This is a genomic window from Thalassospira sp. MCCC 1A03138 (assembly GCF_002115785.1).
GTDB lineage: Bacteria > Pseudomonadota > Alphaproteobacteria > Rhodospirillales > Thalassospiraceae > Thalassospira.
This window is the reverse complement of the sequence record NZ_JFJY01000011.1, coordinates 105,979-130,267: the sequence shown is the minus strand read 5'-3', so window position 1 is coordinate 130,267 and position 24,289 is coordinate 105,979. Positions and strand designations below refer to the sequence as shown.

The 24,289-nt window shown below is 52.3% G+C and carries 23 protein-coding genes, 1 tRNA gene and 1 riboswitch; of the genes, 11 read left to right on the top strand and 13 right to left on the bottom strand.

Annotated features, from left to right (window positions below; all coding sequences use genetic code 11):
- Positions 1-419: 419 nt before the first annotated feature.
- Positions 420-1,175, top strand: coding sequence for a glycerophosphodiester phosphodiesterase family protein (locus TH468_RS19190; RefSeq protein ID WP_085646134.1), 756 nt, complete (start codon positions 420-422; stop codon positions 1,173-1,175).
- Positions 1,176-1,275: 100 nt separating this feature from the next.
- On the top strand, positions 1,276-2,712 hold the full coding sequence (locus TH468_RS19185) for an MATE family efflux transporter (protein WP_085646133.1): 1,437 nt from the start codon (positions 1,276-1,278) through the stop codon (positions 2,710-2,712).
- 82 nt (positions 2,713-2,794) lie between these two features.
- Here the strand turns inward: TH468_RS19185 and TH468_RS19180 are convergent, their stop codons facing one another.
- A complete protein-coding gene (locus TH468_RS19180) occupies positions 2,795-4,057 on the bottom strand; it encodes a hypothetical protein (RefSeq protein ID WP_085646132.1) in 1,263 nt (420 codons plus the stop codon).
- A 97-nt stretch (positions 4,058-4,154) separates the two neighbouring features.
- The gene (locus TH468_RS19175) at positions 4,155-5,114 is read right to left on the bottom strand and encodes a helix-turn-helix transcriptional regulator (RefSeq protein ID WP_085646131.1); all 960 of its coding nucleotides are present in this window, start codon (positions 5,112-5,114) and stop codon (positions 4,155-4,157) included.
- Positions 5,115-5,268: 154 nt separating this feature from the next.
- On the opposite strand from TH468_RS19175, the gene TH468_RS19170 reads away from it, so the two are divergent.
- From TH468_RS19170 to TH468_RS19160, 3 genes are read left to right on the top strand one after another with little or no spacing between them, the layout of a single operon-like run.
- On the top strand, positions 5,269-5,787 hold the full coding sequence (locus TH468_RS19170; RefSeq protein WP_246832387.1) for a low molecular weight protein-tyrosine-phosphatase: 519 nt from the start codon (positions 5,269-5,271) through the stop codon (positions 5,785-5,787).
- Between the two features lie 3 nt (positions 5,788-5,790).
- A complete protein-coding gene (locus TH468_RS19165) occupies positions 5,791-6,645 on the top strand; it encodes a fructosamine kinase family protein (RefSeq protein ID WP_085646130.1) in 855 nt (284 codons plus the stop codon).
- Between the two features lie 41 nt (positions 6,646-6,686).
- Positions 6,687-7,157: a cytochrome c gene (locus TH468_RS19160; protein WP_168177191.1), complete on the top strand. Its 471-nt coding sequence runs from the start codon at positions 6,687-6,689 to the stop codon at positions 7,155-7,157.
- 64 nt (positions 7,158-7,221) lie between these two features.
- Here TH468_RS19160 and folE read toward each other — a convergent pair whose 3' ends face one another.
- The 3 genes from folE to metZ form a co-directional block, all read right to left on the bottom strand.
- Positions 7,222-7,812, bottom strand: a complete 591-nt coding sequence (gene folE / locus TH468_RS19155) for a GTP cyclohydrolase I FolE (protein WP_007091870.1) — start codon at positions 7,810-7,812, stop codon at positions 7,222-7,224.
- 63 nt (positions 7,813-7,875) lie between these two features.
- Positions 7,876-8,268: a Co2+/Mg2+ efflux protein ApaG gene (gene apaG, locus TH468_RS19150; protein WP_085646128.1), complete on the bottom strand. Its 393-nt coding sequence runs from the start codon at positions 8,266-8,268 to the stop codon at positions 7,876-7,878.
- Between the two features lie 214 nt (positions 8,269-8,482).
- The gene (gene metZ, locus TH468_RS19145) at positions 8,483-9,685 is read right to left on the bottom strand and encodes an O-succinylhomoserine sulfhydrylase (RefSeq protein ID WP_085646127.1); all 1,203 of its coding nucleotides are present in this window, start codon (positions 9,683-9,685) and stop codon (positions 8,483-8,485) included.
- A gap of 77 nt (positions 9,686-9,762) precedes the next feature.
- Positions 9,763-9,837, bottom strand: a riboswitch (SAM riboswitch).
- Positions 9,838-10,069: 232 nt separating this feature from the next.
- Between metZ and TH468_RS19140 the strand changes: the two genes are divergently transcribed.
- The 3 genes from TH468_RS19140 (at position 10,070) to TH468_RS19130 (ending at position 13,796) form a co-directional block, all read left to right on the top strand.
- Positions 10,070-10,843, top strand: a complete 774-nt coding sequence (locus TH468_RS19140) for a TVP38/TMEM64 family protein (RefSeq protein WP_246832386.1) — start codon at positions 10,070-10,072, stop codon at positions 10,841-10,843.
- Entirely contained in the window at positions 10,840-12,267 is a 1,428-nt protein-coding gene (locus TH468_RS19135) for an NAD(P)/FAD-dependent oxidoreductase (RefSeq protein ID WP_085646125.1), read from the top strand. Before TH468_RS19140 ends, TH468_RS19135 begins: the two co-directional genes overlap by 4 nt.
- Before the next feature lie 68 nt (positions 12,268-12,335).
- Positions 12,336-13,796 (top strand): HAMP domain-containing sensor histidine kinase, encoded by a 1,461-nt coding sequence (locus TH468_RS19130; RefSeq protein WP_085646124.1) that lies wholly within the window; start codon positions 12,336-12,338, stop codon positions 13,794-13,796.
- A 180-nt stretch (positions 13,797-13,976) separates the two neighbouring features.
- On the opposite strand, the gene TH468_RS19125 is transcribed toward TH468_RS19130, so the two are convergent.
- The 4 genes from TH468_RS19125 to TH468_RS19110 form a co-directional block, all read right to left on the bottom strand.
- Positions 13,977-14,582, bottom strand: a complete 606-nt coding sequence (locus TH468_RS19125) for a DNA-3-methyladenine glycosylase I (RefSeq protein WP_085646123.1) — start codon at positions 14,580-14,582, stop codon at positions 13,977-13,979.
- A 31-nt stretch (positions 14,583-14,613) separates the two neighbouring features.
- Complete coding sequence (locus TH468_RS19120) at positions 14,614-14,901, bottom strand: YciI family protein (RefSeq protein ID WP_085646122.1); 288 nt, start codon at positions 14,899-14,901, stop codon at positions 14,614-14,616.
- A 15-nt stretch (positions 14,902-14,916) separates the two neighbouring features.
- Complete coding sequence (locus TH468_RS19115) at positions 14,917-15,522, bottom strand: TetR/AcrR family transcriptional regulator (protein ID WP_210402269.1); 606 nt, start codon at positions 15,520-15,522, stop codon at positions 14,917-14,919.
- Positions 15,523-15,708: 186 nt separating this feature from the next.
- Positions 15,709-17,157 (bottom strand): TrkH family potassium uptake protein, encoded by a 1,449-nt coding sequence (locus TH468_RS19110; protein ID WP_085646121.1) that lies wholly within the window; start codon positions 17,155-17,157, stop codon positions 15,709-15,711.
- Positions 17,158-17,463: 306 nt separating this feature from the next.
- Here TH468_RS19110 and purU point away from each other — a divergent pair, with 306 nt between their 5' ends.
- Positions 17,464-18,369, top strand: a complete 906-nt coding sequence (gene purU, locus TH468_RS19105) for a formyltetrahydrofolate deformylase (RefSeq protein ID WP_139834767.1) — start codon at positions 17,464-17,466, stop codon at positions 18,367-18,369.
- 229 nt (positions 18,370-18,598) lie between these two features.
- A complete protein-coding gene (locus tag TH468_RS19100) occupies positions 18,599-20,035 on the top strand; it encodes a sensor domain-containing diguanylate cyclase (protein ID WP_085646120.1) in 1,437 nt (478 codons plus the stop codon).
- A 70-nt stretch (positions 20,036-20,105) separates the two neighbouring features.
- On the opposite strand, the gene TH468_RS19095 is transcribed toward TH468_RS19100, so the two are convergent.
- From TH468_RS19095 to TH468_RS19085, 3 genes are all read right to left on the bottom strand, one after another.
- A complete protein-coding gene (locus TH468_RS19095) occupies positions 20,106-21,113 on the bottom strand; it encodes an aspartate-semialdehyde dehydrogenase (RefSeq protein WP_085646119.1) in 1,008 nt (335 codons plus the stop codon).
- A 295-nt stretch (positions 21,114-21,408) separates the two neighbouring features.
- Entirely contained in the window at positions 21,409-21,612 is a 204-nt protein-coding gene (locus TH468_RS19090) for a DUF3012 domain-containing protein (protein WP_246832385.1), read from the bottom strand.
- 81 nt (positions 21,613-21,693) lie between these two features.
- The gene (locus TH468_RS19085) at positions 21,694-23,112 is read right to left on the bottom strand and encodes a TrkH family potassium uptake protein (protein ID WP_085646118.1); all 1,419 of its coding nucleotides are present in this window, start codon (positions 23,110-23,112) and stop codon (positions 21,694-21,696) included.
- Positions 23,113-23,320: 208 nt separating this feature from the next.
- Between TH468_RS19085 and TH468_RS19080 the strand changes: the two genes are divergently transcribed.
- The gene (locus TH468_RS19080) at positions 23,321-24,100 is read left to right on the top strand and encodes a thermonuclease family protein (RefSeq protein WP_085646117.1); all 780 of its coding nucleotides are present in this window, start codon (positions 23,321-23,323) and stop codon (positions 24,098-24,100) included.
- An 82-nt stretch (positions 24,101-24,182) separates the two neighbouring features.
- Here the strand turns inward: TH468_RS19080 and TH468_RS19075 are convergent.
- Positions 24,183-24,256, bottom strand: a tRNA-Gly gene (locus TH468_RS19075).
- Positions 24,257-24,289: the final 33 nt, after the last annotated feature.

The following is a 24,289-nucleotide window of genomic DNA, read 5'->3' as shown; positions in this document are numbered from 1 at the left end:
GGCCCCTCGACAGACCTGTAAACACCTTTTTTGAAGTTTTTCTGAGATTTTTGCAGATTGTTTTTTTCACCCCCGAAACGGTCCGCACAAACACTGGTCTTTCCGGAGTTTTGCATTGAAATCCCTTAATCGAAGAACATGACACTCCCCCTGTGAAACAGTCGTGAAACACAGGAAATCCGGAAAAAACAATCGGATCAATGCGGGAATCCGATATGGAGTCCAATGACTTCAGTGCGAATATGAAAAGAGTTACGTTCAAATCGACACAAGATTTTCGCTTTTTTATAGAAAGCATCAGGCGTATGAGAATCGCAATACCAATCTAATCAGTCGACCCGGGCAAAACGGTTTCTCATGAAACACGATCACCCGGTTCTGAAACAAATTTGCCACCCGATATACAGAAGGTCCGAACCGTGATCGAGATTCCCCATATTGTCGCCCATCGCGGCGCGTCCATCGAAGCCCCGGAAAACACCATTGCTGCCTTTCGGGTTGCTGGTGCGCGTCAGGCCAAGTGGATTGAATGCGACGTAACGCTGAGTGCCGATAACCAGTGTGTGCTTATTCATGACGACACACTTGAACGGACCACCAACGGCACAGGGCCGATCCACAAACAGCCGTTAAGCGTACTGCGCGAGCTTGATGCCGGTTCATGGTTTTCAGACATATATAAAGGCGAACGTATCCCGACACTGAGCGACACGCTTGAAACCCTGTTCTTTATGGATATGGGGGCCAATCTTGAAATCAAGCCATCGGGCTGTGATCCCGTGCGGCTGTGCCAGGAAGTTGCAAAAGAACTCGACCGGGCAAAGAAGCTTCCGATCCTGCTTTCAAGTTTTGATGACAGTGCCGTTGCCGAAATCAGGCGGCTTTTGCCCGGCATGCCGTGTGGCTGGCTTCTGGAGACACTACCCGACAATTGGCATGACGGATATACCCAGCTTGGCGCAAGTGCGCTTCATATCGATCACAAGGCACTTGATGCCGAAAAGGCCGCTGAAATCGTTGCGGCCAATGTGCCGCTGGTCTGTTATACCGTCAATGATCCGGCCCGTGCCAAAGAGCTGTTTGGCTGGGGGGTAACATCGGTCATTACCGATGATCCCGCAAAGATGATTGCCGCAATCCCGCGTCATCCCAACCCGCAGGGCCGGAACAAATAAGCCGACAGGCAAGATAATAATCACGCGCTACACGCCACCCGCCATTGCACCGCCACCGCAATGACTACAGCGCGTCAATGATAACGAGGAAACGAAGACTATGACGATCACACCACCCGGCGCCCCACCGGGTATGCCCCCCAATCATCCGGAAGGGTTGCCACCGAATGTTCCGCCGGTTCCCCTATACCCGCATAATCGCGTTCGGCGTCATTTAAGCGAACTGTTCCGTTTGGCGCTGCCGGTTGTGATTGCGCGGCTTGGCATGCTGATCATGTCGGTTGTCGATACGATCGTTGTTGGCAATTACGACAGTGCCAGTCTGGCCTATCTCAATATTGCGCATGCACCCTTTACATCATTGATGGTTACCGGCATCGGACTTCTGACCGGGGTGATGATTCTGACGTCACATTCGGTGGGACGAAACAATCTTCTTGAAGCGGGACAGACATGGCGGGCCTGTCTGCCCTATGGCATGCTGATTGGCATTGCCTTCATGCTTGTGACCTGGAAATCCGAATGGCTGTTTATCGCCACCGGCCAACCAGACGATATCACCGAGCACGCCAGCAACCTGTCGGTCATCCTGTCGATCGGAATGCCCGCCGCAATGATCTATATTGTGTGCAGCTTTTTCCTCGAAGGACTTCAACGTCCATTACCCGGCATGATGCTGATGATCGGGGCTAATTTTATTAATCTGGTACTGGATTATGGACTGGTTTATGGCGCGTTCGGCTTTCCCGAGATGGGGGCAGAGGGCGCAGCATGGACATCAACCGTAATTCGCTGGCTTATGGCGATCAGTCTGCTTGGCTATATCCTGCTGATGCGCAGTCATGTCGATTACGGCATTCGCGATGGTTTTGCCGGTTGGTGGCGCCATTCGCGTAATGCTCGCCATATGGGATATGCCGCTGGCGCCAGCCAAGGCATGGAAACCAGCGCCTTTGCCGCCATGCAGCTTTTCGCAGGACGCCTTGGGGTCGTGGCCGCGGCAAGTTACGGTATCACCATGACGATGCTGGCATTGATGTTCATGGTCGCCCTTGGACTGGCATCGGCGACATCCGTTCGTGTCGGCATTGCCTACGGCAGACGTGACCGACCCGATATGGCATTGGCCGGGTGGATCGGGCTTTTGACGACCATGGCCGTGATGCTGCTTCTGAGCACGCCGCTTTATCTGCTTCCGGGGATGGTGGCACACCTGTTTACGCAGGACGCCACCGTGATTGCCACGACAGCCGGTGTTCTGGTTCTGATGCCGATCATTTTCCCGACCGACGGTGGACAGAATGCCGCAATCAGCGCATTGCGCGGTGCCGGGGATAAATGGGTTCCGACGATCTTGCATCTGGTGTCATATATATGTGTGATGATACCCATCGGGTACTATCTGACCTTTGTGGTCGAGCTTGGTGTTGCCGGGCTGTTCTGGGGGATTGTGATTGCAAGCCTTGTCGCGGTTAGCGGCCTTGCCATCCGGTTTGCGATTGTATCGAGCCGTCCGATCAAAGCTTATCAACATTAGACAAGCGCCTTGTCACTAAAAGAAAGGTCCGCCGAATACCCTCAGCGGACCTTTTATTTTGCGCGTTTGCCTACATGCAAAGCTATGCGCGCACCGCATCGAGTTTAAGACGCGGCATCAGCAGATCACAAAATGGCAGAACCAGCGTATCCAAAGCCGAAGCCGCCCGTGCGGCATCAATGCGGATGATGTGCTGCTCGATATCACGCTGGGTTGCAAATTCGCCCAAGGGTGAAAGTTCCGGCAGGGCTTCGACAAGGGTTTCGTAAAATGCGATCTGATCCTCGCGTGCTGTTCCCGCCGCAAGATTTCCAAGATGGTTATAAAGCGCCATCGCAAGGAACCAGCGGCAATAGGGCATCAAGCCTTGCAGAATTTCGGCACGTTGTTGGGGCTGAACATATTGCTGCAAATCGGGATCAAGCCAGACGGCATTTTGCACCCCGGCAATGAACGCATTGCGAAGAGCCGGATTGGCATCATTGAAAAACACCGCTGTTAGCCAGCCAGAAAGATCGTCAAGCGCGGCACGCCGCGTTTCCGGATCTGCTTTGCGTTCAAAATCAAGGGCGGGCATCGGGGGTTGGGCCGACATTGCAAGAGTGGCCACCGCCGGATCGATCAGAGCATTGGCAAGCCATGCCTGATGCCAGATTTGCATTGGTCTGAAATAGGGTTCCTTTTCCGCGCCGCCAGCTTCGATCCAGCTTTCAAGCAGGTGCGCCCGTCCAAGCGACATGCCGATACGAAGCGCGTCTTCAAATCCCATACCATCGCGCAAAAACGGATCGCCCAGCATATCCTCGAGCAATGGCAATGCGGCAAACACATGATCGGACCGCAGGCCCGCCCCTACCGGCTGATAATAACCGGCGGCATCCCGATGGCCGATCAAGCTGCGCGCGTGTTTGCCAAATGCCCCCCAGAAGGTCAGACGCACCGGTTCGGCGCGCTTGCGCCAAAGCGGACGAGTCACATGCCAGCTTTCGGTTTCGGTCAGAACCATCGCCATGGAACCACCCAGCCGGGCAAGGGGTTTGGCAATAGCGGCATCAAGTTCATCGGCAGAACCGACATGGCCAACAGAAAGCCGCCAACCCGGTTGTTCATGCGGATGGCGATCCAGCCACAAATGGGCAAATCCGTTTGATCCGGCCCGCTCAGCGGCAGCTGCAACCAGATCAAAGAACATGGCAATGGGTGCAGGTAATTCAGGCACATCATGATTGCCAAGCGGATCCCCGACCTGCCAGGTCCGGATCATCACATCCTCTGCATCCGGGCGATCCCGGAAGAATGGTGGCAGGAAACCTGCATACTGATCGTTTGCGGATGTATCAGTCATGGATAGCCTCGCAATCTGGACAGCGATAGTGGCGTAATGGTTGCTGGCGTGCTGATACCCAAGGAAACCAGACCGGTCAATCGCCGCCGCAATTTAATCAGGCGCGCGTCAGACCGGCATGACCAAGACTGGCTTCGCGATATACCGAAGGAGGCATCCCCACCAGACGGCGGAAATCACGGCTGAAATGCGCATTGTCGGTAAAACCACACCAAAATCCGATTTCACCAACCATCAGGCTGGTGCCAGCCAGAAGGCGGCACGCCTCGCGTACCCGCATCAGACGCAGGAGATCGGAAAAGCGGCTGTTGGCCTGTTGCAAACGACGCTGCAAAGTCCGGCCGGATGTATCAAGAGCATTGGCGACATCTTCAATCGTCCAACTGCGCCCGATATCATGTTCAAGCACAGCGCAAAGCTTTTGCACGACCGGCCGACTGTTCCCGACGGTCGGCGCCGTTCCGGGCATATTCGCCATAAAGGGATAGCCCGATGAAATCGCGACATAACTTTGCCAATTGATGCGAAAACGTAAAGCGCGCCCGACAAAATCGAGTTTCTTGATCAGTTTTCCATTTCGGATCACCGGAATGGAAGGACCATGGCTGGGCAAGATTGCGCTACTGACATTTTCGACACCGACCGCTTCGAGCAGACCAACCATGAAACCATGCATTAAAAGGTTTTCGACCCGTGCGGGCGGCTGGCCACGGACCGCACCACGATGCAGGGTCAATGATTTGCCAGCGGCCTGATAATCGGTGCGACTGCGGGCATGGGAATAACCTTCAAGCCGATGCCAGCGATCCGCGATCAATTCGGGCGTTGCCCCTTGGCGCAACATGGTCAAAACCGGTTGCTGTTCCTTAAGCGCCAGATGACGCCCCAGCCGCACCAATACCGAAGGCCCGTTAGCCTCTTCAAGAGCAAGCAGAATGCTGCGCAGGCGAGCACTGGTTATGACCGTGCCTTCCGGCACAAGATCATATCCCTTTGGCAACCACGCCAGTTGCCGGATCAGGGCGATATGCAAACCAAACGAAACGAATTCCTGCATTACCAATCACATTTTTGAACCACCACTTGGCGCGATCATACAAACATATGAGATGGCTGTCAGCTTATCGTAGAAAATGTCACGAAGCTGTTACATTGATCATTTGGTGTTTCGCGCAGTTACCGTAGATATCATTGCGCCTAAGGCGACGAATGTGCCAGTCTGGCAAGGTACCAACCCAACGGAAAGCCATATCGTGATTAAAGTTCTGTTTGTCTGTACCGGCAATATATGCCGTTCTCCCACCGCCGATGGCATTTTCAAGGCCATGGTCGGCAAAGCAGGGATGGATGATGCTATCAAAGTCGATAGCTGCGGCCTTTCGGGATATCACGCCGGTGAACAGGCTGATCCGCGATCACGCGAAATGGCCGCCAGTCGCGGTTATGACCTATCCCTGATCCGATCTCGTAAAATCACTTCAAGTGATTACAGCGAGTTTGATTACATCCTTGCAATGGATGACAGACATCTGGCCGATATGCAAAACCAATGTCCCGCCCAGTATCACGATAAGCTGGAACTGTTTTTGGATCACCACCCGAACCGTAAAGGACAAAGCGTTCCTGATCCCTATTATGGTGGGGCACACGGCTTCAAATCGGTTTTTGATATGATTGAGGAAACGTCAGGTGCCTTGCTAACCCACATCAGGGAAAAGCATGGAATTTGAGCGATGGCATCGCCGGTAATTGCACAACGGATCAAAGACATTACCGGAAGCGAGGTTGCGGCCTATCATCAGCTTTCGGGAGGGTGCATTTCCCATGTGAAGCGGGCCGATCTTCGCGATGGTCGCAAACTCGTCATCAAGCAGGGCGGTGAGGAAAATCTGGAAATTGAAGGCCGGATGCTTGACTATCTGGGCACTCATTCCCCCATTCCATTTCCGGCCGTGTTACATGCCGAGCCCGGATTGCTGATCATGCATTTCATAGAAAATGATGGTCACATGAACGATCAGGTTCAAAGTGACCTTGCCATTCTGCTGGCCAAACAGCATCAGATTACACAGGACCGGTTTGGTTTGTCCTTTGACACGCTTATTGGCGGCCTTGATCAGCGCAATACTCTTACAGTCGACTGGATCACCTTCTTTCGCGATCACCGTCTGCTTTACATGGCCCAGCAGGCAGCAAATTGCGAACGACTGCCGAGGCATTTTTTATCGCGGATCGAAACCCTGTCGACCAAGCTTGGTGATATTTTGCCATCAGATTGCAAGCCGTCCTTGCTGCATGGTGACCTGTGGGGTGGTAACATTTTATGCCGTAAGGGAAAGATCGCCGGACTGATTGATCCGGCAGTTTATTTTGGTGATCGGGAAATCGAGCTTTCCTTCGGTACATTGTTTGGTGACCTCACCCCTGCATTCTTTGATCGGTATTCAGAAATATTCCCAATCCTGCCGGGCTTCTTTGAAGAACGCCGTGATCTTTACAATCTTTACCCACTTTTGGTGCATGTTTGCCTTTTCGGTGGATCATATGTCGGTTCCGTGGATCGCATTCTTGCCCGTTTTGGGTTATGACGGGCAAAATCAGCTTTCAAACACAACCCAGAAACAGGCTTATGAGAACCGGAATACTTATTGGCGCGGCCCTTCTTTCCGCTGTAACCAGCGTTGCTGCCTTTGCCCACGATGGGGCGACCGGCGTTGTCAAAGAACGCATGGACAGCATGAAAATCATCGGAAAACAGGTGAAGATGATGGTGCCGATTTTAAACGGCGAGCTGCCCTATGATCCTGCCAAGGTCGAACTAGCAGCGATCAAAATCAGCAGCCACGCAGGATCGGCTTTTACCGAACTGTTTCCAAGCGAAAGCACCGATACCCCATCCGAGGCATCCCCGGAAATCTGGGAAAAATGGGATGCTTTTTCCCAGCTCTCGGATGAGCTGGCGATGAATGCTGACATGCTGAAAACCATTGCCGCCAAAGATGTTGCATCAGGCAGCGGCGATGCTGGTCAGTTTAACGATGCATTCCGCAACGTGCTGCAAACGTGCAAATCTTGCCACCAGCAGTTTCGTTCCGACTGAATATAACCGTGCATATGACAAAGGCCGCCCGAAAGGCAGCCTTTGTTCATCGTAACCGAAAAATCTAGCGACCGATCATCGCGAAAAACTCGCGCCTTGTGATCGGATCATCGCGAAATGCCCCAAGCATCCGGCTGGTCACCATCGAAACACCGGTCTTGTGAATGCCGCGTGTGCTCATGCACTGATGGTTGGCGTCAATCACAACCGCAACACCGAGCGGATCAAGTTCTTCCTGAATGGTATTGGCGACCTGTGCGGTCATTTTTTCCTGAATCTGCAGGCGTTTTGCGTAAACTTCGACAACACGGGCCAGCTTGGAAATGCCAACGACCCGGCGGCGCGGCAGATAGGCAACATGCGCAACACCGATAATCGGCACCATGTGATGTTCGCAATAGGACTCAACACGAATGTCACGCAGCACGACCATCTCGTCGTAACCATCGGTTTCCTCGAAGGTACGACGCAAAATTTCTGCGGGATCCTGTTGATAGCCCGCGAAAAATTCACCGTAAGACCGCACAACACGGTCTGGTGTTCCCCGTAGACCTTCACGATCAGGATCATCGCCCGCCCAGCGAAGCAGGGTACGGACGGCTTCTTCTGCTTCTTCTTGCGATGGGCGTTTCACGGCGCTGGTTTCGCTGCACATATGGCTTCCTCTTTACAACTCTGTCCTGTGGGTCATGTGCTCCCGACCCTGATCTTGGTTCATTTAATTCAGTGTGCGCTTGCTATGCGGACTGTCGAGCGAAAATGCTGGAATTTCAATATCAAACCGGTTTCCATCCATGTCGATCATTTCATATGTCCCAACCATGAAACCGCTTGGCGTCGCCAAAGGCGCGCCGCTCGTGTAATTGAAACTTTCGCCGCTTGCCAGAACCGGCTGTTCGCCGACAACCCCCGATCCCCGGACTTCCTGGGTTGATCCACGGGAATCGGTGATACGCCAGTAACGGTTCAAAAGCTGTACAGTTTTCGGGCCCTGGTTTTCGATAACAACCCGATAGGCCCAGACATAACGATGGGTGTCCGGGTCCGACTGTTCGTCAAGGAACACAGGTTGGACGGATACTTTTATGTCGCGGGTCACGGATGAATACATGCAAAACTCCAGGCCAATTCTTATTCCGTTCCTTCTGCCAAGGGCGTTGCGCTTTTCGGCATTATCTGGGTCTTATTTAGACAGTCAACGCCCCAAGTGCCAGATGTCTGTCACCAATTAGCGATCCCGATCACATATTTTCTCGGCAAAGCAAAAGGCGGTCCGTGCAGATACGGACCGCCTAGGATAGGCTTATCGCCGAACCTGCTACCTGTTATACGCGCAACGCGGCAGACAGATCTTCTTTCAGATCATCAATATCTTCGAGACCGACGGACAATCGCAGCATGCCCTCGGTGATCCCCATCGTGATCTTGTCTTCCGCCGGAACACGCTGATGGGTCGTGGTCCATGGGTGCGTAGCAAGGCTTTTGGCATCACCAAGATTGTTTGAAATATCAATAAGCTGTAGGTTATCAAGCAACGAGAAAGCAGCCGACTTTCCACCGGCGAGTTCGATCGCGATCAATCCACCACCACGCCCCGACATCTGTTTCATCGCCAGTTCATGTTGCGGATGGCTTTCGAGCCCCGGATAGATAACGCGCGATACCTGCGGCTGTTCCGAAAGGAACCCGGCAAGTGCTGTTGCATTGCGAATATGCTGATCAATACGCAGACCAAGCGTTTCGAGACCTTTAAGCAGAACCCATGCGTTGAACGGGCTCATACTGGGCCCGGTGTGGCGCAGGAACGTTGTCAGGTGGTTATCGTGCCATTCCTTGTCATTGAAAAGGATCGCGCCACCAAGACAGCGTCCCTGACCATCGATATGCTTGGTCGCGGAATAGACAACAATGTCTGCGCCCAGTTCCATCGGCTTTTGCAGGATAGGTGTCGCAAAAACGTTATCAACAACAACTTTGGCACCGGCCTTATGCGCCAGATCGGCGACAAATGCGATATCGATGACTTCCAAGGTCGGGTTGGACGGCGTTTCAAGGAAAACGGCATCAGCCGGTTTCGACAATGCCTTTTCCCACGCAGCATGGTCTGTGCCGTCCACCAGTTCGGTTTCAACACCAAACCGCGGCAGAAGGGTCGTCAGGATAAACTCGCACGAACCGAAAAGTGCCCGCGAACCAACAACACGACCGCCCGCCTTTGTGCACGCAATCAGGGCATTCCAAACGGCGGACATGCCAGATGCGGTTGCACGGCAGTATTTGGCACCTTCGAGCAACGCCAGACGGTCTTCGAACATCCCCACGGTCGGATTGGCAAAACGCGAATACACAAAACGTTCCGGGCCGGTACCATCAAAAGATGCTTCAGCCTCGGCAGCGCTGTCATAAACATAGCCGGAATTCATGAAAATGGCTTCAGAGGTCTCATTGAACCCGCTGCGCGCCGTACCACCACGAACTGAACGGGTGGCCGCACGCCATTTATCAGAAGCCTTTTTTTCGGTTGTCATCGTCTTGCTCCTATATGCCCGGTCATATTGGGATGCGCCGGACACAAAAAAACCCTGACCGGCACGATGGGTCAGGGCCGAAGCCACGATTACCCTCTTTAGCGATTTTTTACGTGGTCGCAAGCCGGTCGACAAATCCCACGAAGCAATCCGACGATACGACTTGGTTTCCCCGACGTCAAGCATCACGCACCCGGCAATCATACCTATCCGTCTTTGAATCCATATGGGTGTTTCCCGGTGGCCTCACGCAATGGTGAAAGCAGTTCATAAACATCTCGTGCTTTTTCGCTCTATTGTTCGGCCAAGACATGCAATCCTTTGAAAACCGCTTCCCTCAGAGAGACGGTTAAGACAGTAAAATCAATGACCAAGACACATTCAATGACGTCAGAGCACACGACCAAAGATCATTCCAAGTCCGGGCAAGCGACCAGCGTCAGAACGCCACTTTGGCGCAAATTTCTGCCGGTCTCGATCCTGATTGCCGGATTGGTGCTCGCGTGGCTATTTGGTGCAGTGGATTATTTATCGTTCGAAACCCTGCGCGAGAATCGAGACATTTTGCAGAATTTCGTCGCAGATAATCCGGTTCTGAGCGTTGCTACCTTTATGGCGGGCTACACCATTGCCGTTGCCCTGTCGCTTCCGGTGGGGTCGATACTGACCATTGTTGGCGGGTTTCTGTTCGGGGCGTGGCTGGGCACGGGTTATGTCGTGATTGCCGCGACCATTGGCGCGACAGTCGTTTATCTTGCCGCACGCTATGCCTTTTATGACCTCATGCGCGACAAGGCCGGAAGTGCAATCCGTAAAATGGAAGCAGGCTTTGCCGAAAACGCATTCAGCTACCTTATGGTCCTGCGGCTTGTACCGTTATTTCCGTTCTGGCTGGTTAATCTGGTCCCGGCTCTGCTGGGGGTGAAATTTCGGTCATTTGTTATGGGCACGGCAGTTGGCATTATCCCGGGCACCTTTGTGTATGTTTCAATCGGGGATGGTTTGGGTGCACTGTTTGATCAGGGCAAGACGCCCGATCTTGGCATTATTTTTGACCCCCGCATTCTAACCCCGATCATCGGCCTGGCTGTGCTGGCAATGATCCCGGTGGCCTATAAAAAATTCCGTAACCGCAATAGCGGGGCAAACACCCGATGAGCGACATAATCAAAACAGACATCTGTATCATTGGCGCCGGATCAGGCGGGCTTTCGGTTGCTGCCGGTGCTGTCCAGATGGGTGCCGATGTTGTCCTGATAGAAAAAGGCAAGATGGGCGGCGACTGCCTGAATACCGGTTGCGTTCCGTCCAAGGCATTGCTGGCTGCGGCACACGCGGCCGAGAATGCCCGGACAGCATTTCAATTTGGTGTCGGCACCGACCCGTTGGCAATCGACTTTGCGCGCACCATGGATCATGTCCATTCTGTCATCGCCGGTATTGCACCGCATGACTCGGTTGAAAGATTTGAAAAACTCGGCTGTCGGGTTATCGAGGCCAAAGCACATTTTACTGGCCCGAACGAGGTCATCGCCGACGGCAAACGCATTCACGCCAAACGGTTTGTGATTGCGACCGGGTCACGTGCAGTCGTTCCACCAATCGACGGGATTGACGCCGTCCCGTATTTTACCAACGAAACAATCTTTGAAAACCGGATTTGCCCTGATCACCTGATCATCATTGGCGGTGGCCCCATCGGCCTTGAAATGGCACAGGCACACCAGCAGCTTGGCGCAAAAGTCACCGTAATCGAAATGGCAACGATCCTGCCAAAGGACGATCCCGATCTTGTGGCTGTGGTTCGCGATATGATCGAGTCTTCTGGCATAAGCCTGTATGAAAAGATCAAAACCAAGCGGGTGGAGACACATGACGATCAGATACGCGTTATCATCGAGCATAACGGTGCAGATATCACCATCGAAGGCAGCCACCTTCTGATTGCAACAGGACGAAAACCGACTGTCGATGATCTTGGCCTCGACGCGGCCGGGGTGACATACAGCGGGCGCGGGATCAATGTCGACAAACGATTACGCACCAGCAATTCCAAAATCTTTGCCATTGGAGATGTCACCGGTGGTCTGCAATTTACCCATATGGCTGGTTACGATGCTGGCATTGTGATTCGTAACGCCTTGTTCCGCCTGCCAGCCAAAGTCGATCACAAAGCGGTTCCATGGGTGACTTATACCAATCCGGAACTGGCACAGGTTGGCTTGAGCGAAACCGCAGCACGCGAAAAATTTGGCGATGCAATCAGGGTCGTTACCTGGCAATACGCGGAAAATGATCGCGCACGGGCCGAAGCCCGAACCAAAGGCTTTATCAAAATCGTGACCACAACACGCGGTAAAATCCTTGGTGCCGGTATTGTTGGTCACCAAGCCGGGGAACTTATCGGCCTCTGGTCGCTGGCCATATCACAGAAAATGAAAATCGGGGCAATTGCCGGAATGATCGCGCCTTATCCGACTCTTGGCGAATTGTCCAAACGCGTTGCCGGCGCGTGGTACACCCCCAGCCTGTTTAGCGAAAAGACTCGCAAGATCGTCCGCTTCCTGCTGAAATTCGGCTAGGACGGTCAGAGTGGGGGCAAGCTTCTGAAACACTGTACATTTTTCCCCGTCTCTGGCTAACATTTGTCATGGAACGCCCGCATCTCAAACTGCCCCCATGGGCCAAATCGCTATCTGCACGCCTGCTGGTGCTGACTGTCGGCTTTGTCATGCTGGCAGAGATTTTCGTCTTTGCACCGTCTGTTGCTCGCTATCGGGTCGACTGGCTCAAAGCCCATCTTGATTCCGGCTATCTTGCCGCCCTGGCGCTGGAAGCAACCCCCGATCAGATGATCCCCGATGATCTGGAAAAGGAACTGTTGTCCAATGCCGGGATAGAAGCGGTTATTTTACGCCGAGATGATCGCAAATTGCTGCTTCAGCGCGATGATATGCCCGCAAAGGTCGATCATGACGTCGATCTGACGACCTTTTCCATCCTGATGGCATTGTATGAAGGTCTTTCGACCCTGACCCAGCCGCATGATCGCATGTTGCGTGTGGTTGGCATGCCATCCATGGCACCGGACTTCGAAATTGAAATACTGGTTCATGAACACGGTCTGGCAGAAGACATGCGCAATTTCGGCTGGCGGGTGATGGGGTTATCGCTGGTGATCTCTTTCTTTACCGCTGGGCTGGTTTATTTTGCGTTGAACCGGCTTCTGGTCCGGCCGATGCGAACATTAACCAGCGACATGATCCGTTTTCGCGAAAATCCGCAGGATCAGGGATCAGTCATCGTGCCAGATGATCGTGACGATGAAATTGGCATCGCCCGGCACGAACTGGCCAATATGCAGAACGATTTACAGGCAATGTTAAACCAACGTCGTCGTCTTGCGGCTCTTGGAACCGCGGCAACAAAAATCAGCCACGACCTGCGCAATGCATTGGCAACCTCAATGCTGATGACCGAGAAGCTCGCCCAAAGCGAGGATCAGGAAGTCCGTGCTGTCGTCCCCCGCCTGTTATCATCGATGGAGCGTGCGGTTTATATAAGCGAACAAACGCTGTCTTTTGCCCGTGAAGCACCACCAACACTTGATATCGCGCGATTTACCCTGATCGAATTGATCGAGGAAGTGCGCGATCAGGTGCTGTTGCAGAATGGTGGTGAAAGTCTTCTGGCGCCGGAAAGCCTCGATACGGCCAAGGAAACCTGCAAGGCCAAAATCCATATCGAGCTGCCGCCGGAACTGATGATTGAAGCCGATTATGATCAGCTTTTTCGTGCCTTCAGCAACCTGATCCGCAATCCGTTGGATGCCGGGGCAACTGAGGTGACCATCAAACTGGCACCTGCAAATGATCAGAATAAAGAGGACGCGTTTGCTGAAATCCTGATCATGGATAACGGGCCCGGCCTACCTGAAAAGGCAATCAAAAATCTGTTTGTCCCGTTCGCCGCAACCGGCAGGAAAGGCGGAACCGGTCTTGGCCTTGCCATCGCAAGGGAACTGATCCTGGCCCATGAAGGGGACCTTCGCCTGAGCGCAACAGGGCCGGATGGCGCAACGTTTTGCGTGCAGCTCCGGGCCATAGTGTGAAGCTGTCGGCTTCCGCTAAAGAATCCATAATAATAGATTTTTTCTATCGAATTTAAATTTACATTCGATTTCACCAAATGAACTTCATTTGGCATTGTTGGGTCAAGGCGATGCTGGACCAATATCCCGATCCCCGATCCGCTCCTGACCCTAGGTCTGGCATCGCCACCTTCTCTAAAATCACGGCCGTTCAAATTCCCGGCGCGCAGCATCGATTACCGGTCGCATAAAGCATCCTTCTGCATGATCGTTAATCAAGCCCATTGCCTGCATAAAGGCATAGACGGTCGTTGGGCCAACAAACTTCCAACCCCGTTTTTTCAGATCCTTTGAAAGTGCGACCGAAATTTCAGACATGGATGCAGTCTGCGGCTTTGCAACAGAATCCTCCCTTGGCTCGAACCGCCAGAAGTAGGCAGCAAGCGATCCTTCTAGTGCCACCATTTCACGCGCACGTTTGGCGTTGTTGATGACGGCTTCGATCTTGCCACGGTGGCGAATAATGCCCGCATCCCGAAGCAGCCGCTCAACATCACGATCTGTAAACTTAGCAACAAGATCAGAATCGAAGTCATGGAATACGGTGCGGAAATTCTCGCGTTTGGCCAGAATGGTACGCCAGCTCAGGCCGGACTGAAAACCTTCCAGACAGATCTTTTCAAATAACCGGCGATCATCAACAACAGGAAAGCCCCATTCCGTATCGTGATAGACATCAAATTCAGGTGCTGCATCACACCATTTACAGCGTGTTTTGCCGTCTGCACTGATCGTTGTGGTTCCCATACTGCCCCCTCTTTTCTTATTCCCGGAGATATTACGCCATCAGGAATTCCAAACGTTCATCCGTTCTGGCCGGGGTGATTTCGATGATTTCGGCCTCGACGATTTTTTCGATGACAAACGGGTCGGCATTCAAACGTTCCGTTAACTCTTCCATGGTCGTATTGTGCGCAAGAATTCCACCACCCCGATTGGGTTGGAGATTGCCGACCACCAGAAACACGCCCTCATCAAACCCCTGGCTGATCCATTGTTTATGGCCCTCCATAAACTGCGATGCCTTCGCTCGATTCTCCGAAAACGTCAGTAAAATGGTGAACATTGTTCTTATCCCTGATCATTTGGTTGCTGCATGGTTGTTCCGGGTACGAAGCGACCGCATCTGTCCCTCCAGCCAGTCACACATCTGATCGACTTCGTACTGGACGAATTTTTCATCACCAAACGCATTGGCAAGCGCCGCCACACCCTGACTGCGCGCAAGCAAATGCATCGCCATACCGTCCGATCGTTCGGCAAAGCCAAGTCGTGTGAACTGCCGACCTAGCCAGACGCGAAAAAGGGTAAAAAGTCCCACCGCGTCACTCTGCGCAGCATGATTGAGCTTTGCCAGTTCGGCAGAAAGTGTTCCGACCGGACATCCGTAGCGTCGGATTTTTTCCCCGTTCACGATCAGAATATGAATGAAACTTCGAATGCGGGCGACCGGGTCTTCTCCGGTGGCTTCCCAGTGATCAAGCATCTGTTCGGTATTGGTCAGACGCCGATTGATCACGGCATCAAGAATCTCGTCCTTGGTTTTAAAGTGATAATAGAAATTGCCACGCGATATGCCGACCTTGGCCGCTATATCCGCAAAGGAGGTCGGCTCGAACCCCTGTTGATAAAACAGCTGATCCGCAGCTTCGACAATCCGTTCGCGCGTGCCCTGTTCCACTATCATGCCTGTTCGACCTTAATGATGGGTGCTTGAAACCCGAATAGGACAATTGCCCTATTTGAGATTTAGGACAAATGACCTAATCTGTCAATCAATCAAATCGCAACGGGTTTCGGTGACAATCAACTCAGAAAGAAAAAGAAAACCCCGCACAAAGGCGGGGCATCATGGAAGGCTGGAAGAGTAAAATCAGTCGCGCCAGAAAGCCGGGAACAGCAGCACCAGAACGGTGAAGACCTCCAACCGGCCAATCAGCATACCGATCGACATCAACCACTTCGCCCCGTCTGGCAGGGTTGCGAAGTTACCGGACGGACCGACAATCGGACCAAGTCCGGGACCGACATTGGCAATCGCTGTACCGGCACTTGAAACCGCCGTAATGAAATCAAGACCCATTGCGCCAAGAGCCGCCGCCAGAACCACAAAGCAGAAGACGAACAGGAAGAAAAAGCTGAGCACCGATTCCGTAACGTCTTCGGAAAGCGGTTTCCGGTTATAATAAGCAATGAAAACACCGTGAGGCCGCAGCATATGAGAAAGCTGAATCTTGGCAATTTCATAAAGCACCTGCAGGCGGAATATCTTGACCCCGCAGGTCGTTGAGCCGGCACAGCCCCCGATGAACATCACAAAAAAGAATACAGTAACGGCAAATGGCCCCCAAAGGCCATAATCGGTTGTGGCGTAGCCAGTCCCCGTCATCACGGAAATGATGTTAAACGACGTGTACCGAAGCGCATTCAGGAAGGTGACATCGTTTGTTTGCGAATGCCAGATGGTCAGACCCAGAATGATCGAACTGGCAATCGCAACGAACCACCGAACCTGACCGTCCATAAAAAGCGCCAAGGTCCTGCCACGCAGCATTTGAAGATAAAGGATAAAGGGCAATGCGCCCGTTGCCATACCTAATGTGATGATCACATCAACCGCAGCATTATCAAAATGCCCGACCGATGCGTCCTTGGTCGAGAAACCACCGGTAGCAATCGTCGTCATCGCATGGGCAATCGCATCAAATCCGGGCATACCCGCCCACCACAAAAGAAACGCCCAAATTATGGTGAAGCCCAGATACAAACTGGCGATACCAATGGCGATCTGGGTTGCACGCGGAAAAGCCTTATCAGACTTGTCAGAGTTCTCCATCCGGAAAAGCTGCATACCGCCAACACGCAGCATCGGCATGACGGCAATTGCCATCACAATGATTCCAATCCCACCAAGCCACTGCAAAAGTGCGCGCCACAGCAAAATGCCTGGTGGGGCAGTATCAAGTCCGACGATCACGGTCGAACCGGTCGTCGAAATCCCCGACATCGCTTCAAAAAACGCGTCCGTGTAGCTCATATCAAGGTCGGAAAACGCAAAGGGCAATGCGGATACGGCAGTCAGAACAAGCCAGCTTGTTGTGGTCAGGATAAAAGCCTGTCGCGATGTGATTTTGAGATTCTCGGTCCGGTTCATCATCACCAGCGCACCGCCGATGAACAGCGATACGGCCGATGCGGCAGAAAACACCAACCAATCCCGTTGCCCGTAATACATATCAACCAAGGCAGGGATGAACATCCCGATCGACAGGGTGCACAGCAAAATGCCAATAATGAAAAGGATTGGACGAAAATCGATCAATGAAAAGCCCCGTACCATGTTTTACGCCCGTTCCCATTGAACCGGGCATGACATGTCTTCGCGATTATCCCGACAAGCTGCACTGCATAACCGAAAAACCGGTTCGTTTGCATCATCTTCCGGCAAGCGAAGCGGAATTCTTCGCACATGCCCTGCCAATGTCCAGCTTTTAAACGTGTGGCTACTTGCTTGATCGTAATTTCATGCCTCAATCATAGAGCTATGCGTATTAGGCCTATCAGCGTTGGCAGAGCTTGTTTAACGCCAATTCCGGGTTGGCACGGCCTGCCAACGCCGGTATATCGCATGCAGGTCAAAATTCATAAACCGAAAGACAAAGCGGAAATGTCCGAACTCGCCAAAACCTTCATCCTGACGATCACCTGCCCGGATACCTTCGGGATCGTCGCCGGTGTCACCAGCTTCCTTGCCGAAGAAGGCGCGTTCGTCAACAAGCTGGAGCAATTCGGCGACCCGCAGAGCAATCGCTTTTTCATGCGCGTGAAATTCGATGCCGGTCGTGCCCTACGCACAAAGGCCGAATTTGCCGATAAATTCGCCACCATCGCAGAAAAATTCACGATGCAGTGGGAACTTCACGATTTCCATCGGAAGCCAAAAGTGTTGCTGATGGTGTCAAAGTTTGGCCACTGCCTGAACGATCTGCTGCACCGGGTTGCCTCAAACAATGTGCATATCGAAATCCCGGCCATTGTTTCAAACCACGAAGACATGCGCGGAATCGTCGAATGGTACGGAATTCCTTACTATCACCTCCCGGTGAACAAAGAAACCAAAGCAACCCAGGAAGCCAAGCTGCTTGATATCGTCGACGAACACGATGCCGATCTGGTTGGTTTGGCGCGCTATATGCAAGTTCTTTCAACCGATCTGTGCCGCAAACTTGAAGGTCGCTGCATCAATATTCATCACTCCTTCCTGCCCAGCTTCAAGGGTGCCAAACCTTATCATCAGGCGCATTCACGGGGCGTGAAACTGATCGGGGCAACTGCGCACTATGTCACAGCCGACCTTGATGAAGGACCGATCATCCATCAGGCCATCGAACATGTCGATCATACGATGACGGCCGAAGACATGGTTGAAATCGGGCGCGATATTGAATCCGTCGTATTCTCGCGCGCAATTCAGATGCATTGCGAACATCGTGTTTTCCGCAATGGCAGCAAGACCGTCGTCTTCCGTCGATAAAACACAGACGCGAAACCACAATCTCCCATAAAACCGCCAGCCTTAATGACTGGCGGTTTATTTTTTGATATAATTTACTACCTATGAAAGCAATTCGTTAATTCGGCGAAATGGCCGATAGAAAACATGAAAATTATCGAATAAATTATACTCGGGAAAAATAAAATTCCCAAAATAACAATAACTTGCAACGAATATCGTTGCCCTGAAACTACCTTGGGGGCTTTCCGTGCCGGGAAAGAAAATCTATTTCGCCGTCGTCTTATGCATTTTGCTCGTTGTCGGATTTCTGACCACGAGTTTTGTCAGCTTCTATGTCGCGCGACAATCGCTGGAACAGCAGATTTCCGAGAGCACCCTGCCACTCACCAGTGACAACATCTATTCGGAAATCCAGCGCGACCTGTTGCAACCGATATTTATTTCGTCACTGATGGCGCAGGATACCTTTGTCCGCGACTGGACGCTTGGCGGGGAAAATGATCCCGAACAAATCATTCGCTATCTCAGCGAAATCCAGATGCGCTATGACACGGTCACAGGTTATTTCATCTCGGATAAAACCCGGAACTATTATCACCCTACCGGCATGATCAAGCAGGTATCCAAAGATGATCCGGCTGATTTCTGGTATTTTCAAGCCCGCGACAATCAAAAACCTTATGAAATCAATGTTGATCACGATACCGCAGACCGGTCTCGCCTGGCCGTTTTCGTCAATTATCAGGTGCGCGATTATGATGGCAATGTCATCGGCATTACCGGTGTTGGCCTATCCGTCAACTCTGTTACCCGCCTGATAGAAACCTATCAGAAACGGTATGGCCGGACGATTTACTTTGTTGATCAGGAAGGCCGCATCACCCTGCACGGCAGTGGCTTTGGTACGTCCGAAACACTGCATGATCGCGATGGCATTCGTAATCATGCTACGCAGATTCTGACGTCTCCAGGCTCTTCGATCACCTACGAGGACCACGGTGAAACCTATTTCGTCAACAGTCGCCTTGTTCCTGAATTCGGCTGGCTATTGCTGGTTGAACAAAAGGAGCATATCGGTGATCAGCAGATTGAAACCACGTTCCTGATCAATATCGCCATATCTCTTTTGATCACCGCGATTGTCGGAATTGCCGCATATCTGACGATCCGCAATTATCAGAACCGCCTGGAAGAACTGGCATCGCGCGATAAGTTGACCGGTGCGTGCAATCGACAGGTCTTTGACCTGGTATTTGAAGGTGTGGCCAAGTCCTGCAAACGCAGGGCCGAACCGCTTGGCATCGTCTGTCTCGATCTTGATGAATTCAAAGAGGTCAACGATACCTTCGGCCATCCGGGAGGCGATGCAACGCTTAAGGAAGTTGCCACCACCATTCGCCATCATTCGCGGGAATCAGATACGCTATGCCGTTGGGGTGGTGATGAATTTGTTCTTCTTCTGCCCGGACTCAACCGGCAGGAAGCCATGACCAAGGCTCGCGAAATTGCTGATGCCATTCGCGAACATCCGATACGTTTCGGGCGGGATAACATTCTGGTCACGGTCAGTGCTGGCATCACGGAATATCGTGATGGCGAGGAGTTTGAAACGCTAATCACACGTGTTGATAATGCGCTTTATACCGCCAAAAATACCGGACGGGATCACATCTCTGTTGCCTGAATACGGTGATTTCACAAATAAAAACGGCCCCGATTTCGGGGCCGTTTTTATTTAGCATCCGTTATATCGCTTAATCCGCGATATATGCTTCAGCGATCTGGACCGCGTTCAACGCGGCACCTTTAAGCAACTGGTCACCGGCGACAAACAGTTCCAAACCATGATCACCAAAGATCAGGTTTGACCGGATACGACCCACTTCGACGTCATACTGCTTGGTCGCGTTAATCGGCATCGGATAGACATTGTTTGCCGGATCATCGACCAGTTTAACGCCCTTGGCATTCGCCAGCGCCTCCCGCGCCGCCGCCGGGGTCACAGCCTTTTCGGTTTCGATCACGATGGATTCCGAATGGGTACGCTCGGTCGGAATACGCACAGCCGTGCAGGATACCGGCAGGTTCGGCGTACCAAAGATTTTGCGGGTTTCCCAAGTAACTTTCATCTCTTCGCGGGTATAGCCATTTTCCTGGAAGCTATCGATATGCGGGATAACGTTGAAAGCCAGCGGATGAGCAAACACCTCGGCCGGGACCGGCTTGCCTTCAAGACCTGCGGCCAAACCTTCACGCAGTTCGTTCATGCCTGGCTGCCCCGCACCAGACGCCGCCTGATAGGTGGATACAAACACCTTTTTCAGACCAAATGCCTTGTGCAGCGGCCAAAGAGCCACGGCTGCAATCGCAGTGGTGCAGTTCGGATTGGCAATAAGCTTGGCAGTCTTGGCAAGATCACCATTGATTTCCGGCACGATCAACGGCACATCGTCATTCAGACGGAACGCCGAAGAGTTGTCGATTACCAGCGCGCCCTCGGCAATCTGCGGGGCGAATTCCTTCGCAAAATCACCGGAAACTGCAAGGAAGACAATGTCACACTGCTTGGCTTCTTCAACCGAAAACAGTGCGATGGTCTTAGTGCCGTAATTAGTCTCCACGGTCTTGCCTGCAGAACGCTCGGATGCGAACAGGGTGAGTTCACCCACAGGGAAGTTGCGATCAAACATAACATTGATCAGCTCGACGCCAACCGCACCGGTTGCGCCGATCACACCGACATGGAGATTTTCGGCACTCATAATAATTGTCTAACCTCGTATAAAAATTGTTGTCATTCTCGACTTACGCGATTGCTCGCGGGCCGCGCATTATAGGGATTTCTCGTGCGTTGGCAAATGCAGCTTGCTGCACCGCACGCATAGGCGGCAATCTTGAAACTCAAACGCCACCCAAAACGAGTTGTTCCATTCATTTTTATTTGGGTTTTACGCAAAATTCTGCCCTTTGGTGTTTTTCCCGACATGCGGCAGCCAAAGGGCATCATTAGAGGGTGTCGGGCCAAAGCCCCCCCCCATTGCAACAGGGAATCGAAGATCAGAAAACGCAATGCTTGGCGAAATCCGTTGCCTCGTTGGCCGTCCAGTCGCCTTTTGGTTTTGCTTTCATGTCCTCGCACCACTCCTTGCTGCCAACCTCTGGCGAACAGGCACCGAGCGCCCCGGCCACCATCAAAACCGACAAGCCAAGAACGAGTTTACGACCGGGAATGTTCCATTTTGCCATTTGCGTGTCCTTCATTGATTTGTTCTGATGAAAACTACTGCCCGTATCGGGCAAAACCACGGCAATGCTGCGGGCATTCGTCACAAATGAGCGAAATCAGTCCCGCCAGAAGGCTGGCATCAGAAGCACAAGAAATGTTTCAAATTCCAGCCGCCCAAGTACCATCGCGATATCAAGAATCCATTTTGCCGCATCCGGCAATGACTGGAAGTTCCCCGCCGGGCCGACAATCGGGCCAAGACCCGGACCAACGTTGGCAAGTGACGTCGCCGCCGCACTCATCGACGTCACCAGATCAAGCCCAGTAAAAGCCAATGCGACACTGATCGCGATATAGCTGATCGTCAGCAGGAAGACGTAGACCGTCACCGCATTATAGATGTCAGAAGTGATTTCATGTTTATCGATCCGGCTTACTATTACTGCCGAAGGACTGCGAAGCCGCATAAAATGGGCTTTAAGTCCGGTGAACACGACATAAAGCCGGAACATCTTGAATCCGCCGGCCGTAGAGCCGGAACACCCCCCGATAAAAGTCGCAAAGAAGAACAGCATGATCGCCGCTGGTCCCCATTGCAGATAGTCACCCGACGCGTAACCGGTTGTCGTGATCACCGAAACAAGGTTAAACGCAGCCATGGTCAGCGACCTGAAAAAACCGTCATCAGAAATATGCATCAGCCTCAGTGTCAAAAGCCCGGTGAAACCGGCAATGACAATCAGGAAAAGCCTTATTTGCTGATTACTTATTATCGCGCAGATATCGCGTTTGCGAATCAGAACGGCATAGGCCGTAAAAGGCAGGGCACCAGCAAACATGAAAATGATTCCGACCCAGTGCAGCGCCAAACTGGAATCGAATTTAGCAAATGAGAGATCGGATGTTGAATAACCGCCAGTCGCCAAAGTCGACATGCCATGATTGATCGCGTCAAACCAGGTCATGCCAAAAATCCGGTACAACACCATGCAGATGACACTAAGGCCGACATAAATCATCACGATTTGCAGGCACATGTCACGAATGCGCGGACTCAGCTTTTCCGAACGGTCCGAACTTTCCATTTGAAAGAGCTGCATTCCGCCAACCCGCATCATAGGCAATAATGCAAGCGCTGTAACAATAATCCCGATACCGCCCAGCCACTGCAGGATCGACCGCCAAAGTAACAACCCGGGCGGCATATCATCCAGCCCGGACAAAATTGTCGATCCGGTTGTCGTTAGCCCCGAAACAGTCTCGAAGACCGCATCGCAGAAACTGATATCAAGGGATGAAAACCAAAGGGGCAATGCCCCAGTCAGACTGATCGCGACCCATGAAAAAACTGTCAGGACATATCCCTGCCGGGCTGTCACACGCGGGCCCATTTCAGACCGGCAGGCTAGACACGCCATACCACCGAGCCCGATACTGGTCATCGACGCCTGCGCGAAAATTTTCCAGTCCGGGTTACCGTAATACAAATCGACCGCAGCCGGGATCATCATCGACACACCGATGATGATAACCATGATACCTACGACGAAAAAGATGGGTTGCAGTCGAAACAAGAACAGTGTCCGTGCCTAACTCGGGAAATCCGCTTTTACAGCCAAATGACAGCGATTGCATCCTGTTATCGCAGATGCACCATCACAGAAGGAATCAGAGCCGCAAATTTCCCGATATTGCGGGTCATTATTTTGCCGTTGTTTTCGGCTGTCCTTATCAAAGCCATTCATGCCATTCTGTATCTCGATTGCATCGCCTCTGTCCAATCACCAAACCATCGAGGTCACTTTGAACCGCTTTTTCCGCCTGATTATCCTGCTTGCCATTCCTGTTGCTTGTGCACTTGCCGTCTATTTGCAGGACAAACCGGTACACGCAGCTGGCGATAACCAGCAAAGCGATCAAATGGCGTTGAAGGCGGAGGGTCGCGATGTTCTGGTCATTGATGGTGACACGATCATGATTGACGGGGTAGTTGCCGATATTGCGGGGATCGATGCACCGGAACTTGGTCAGCAATGCCTGCATAACGGCAGCTTTTGGGATTGCGGCATGTCATCAGCCATGCAGCTTCGTAAATATTTCGCTATGGCTCCCTTTACCGTGCGCTGCTGGCCCGGTGATCAGGAACATTCCGGAAAGGACGATGATTTCCCGATTGTCGAATGCGGTATTGGAGAACGCGATGTGGCAGCAGCGATGGTCAGTGACGGTGAAGCCCTTCCGATCGAAGGATATTCCCATCGTTATGACGGTCTTTCGGAAGAGGCTGACAATGCCGGGATCGGCATTCAGGGCGGCGATATGATCCCGCCATCCGAATGGCGATCAGGCAAACGGCTTGATGGTGAAAGAGGTCGCTGCCTTTTCGCGCCTGTCGGGAATGAGCACTATGTCGGCACTCTGGATCCCCGCTATGAGAACCTTATTGCGGATAAGGCAAAACTTCTCTGCAGCGACGAGCAAGCCCGCAAACAGAACCTTTCTTACGCACCGATAGAAAAATAAGCCAAACTGATCGAACGGTTTCAAAGAGAAATCCGTCCTGTACCTAAACAGCGATCTGGCAGAAAATTATTTTGGGAAAGCTTGGAGCGGGTGAAGGGAATCGAACCCTCGTATGCAGCTTGGGAAGCTGCCGTTCTACCATTGAACTACACCCGCGAAGCGGCGGTTTTATAGCCCGGTTTCGAGGTC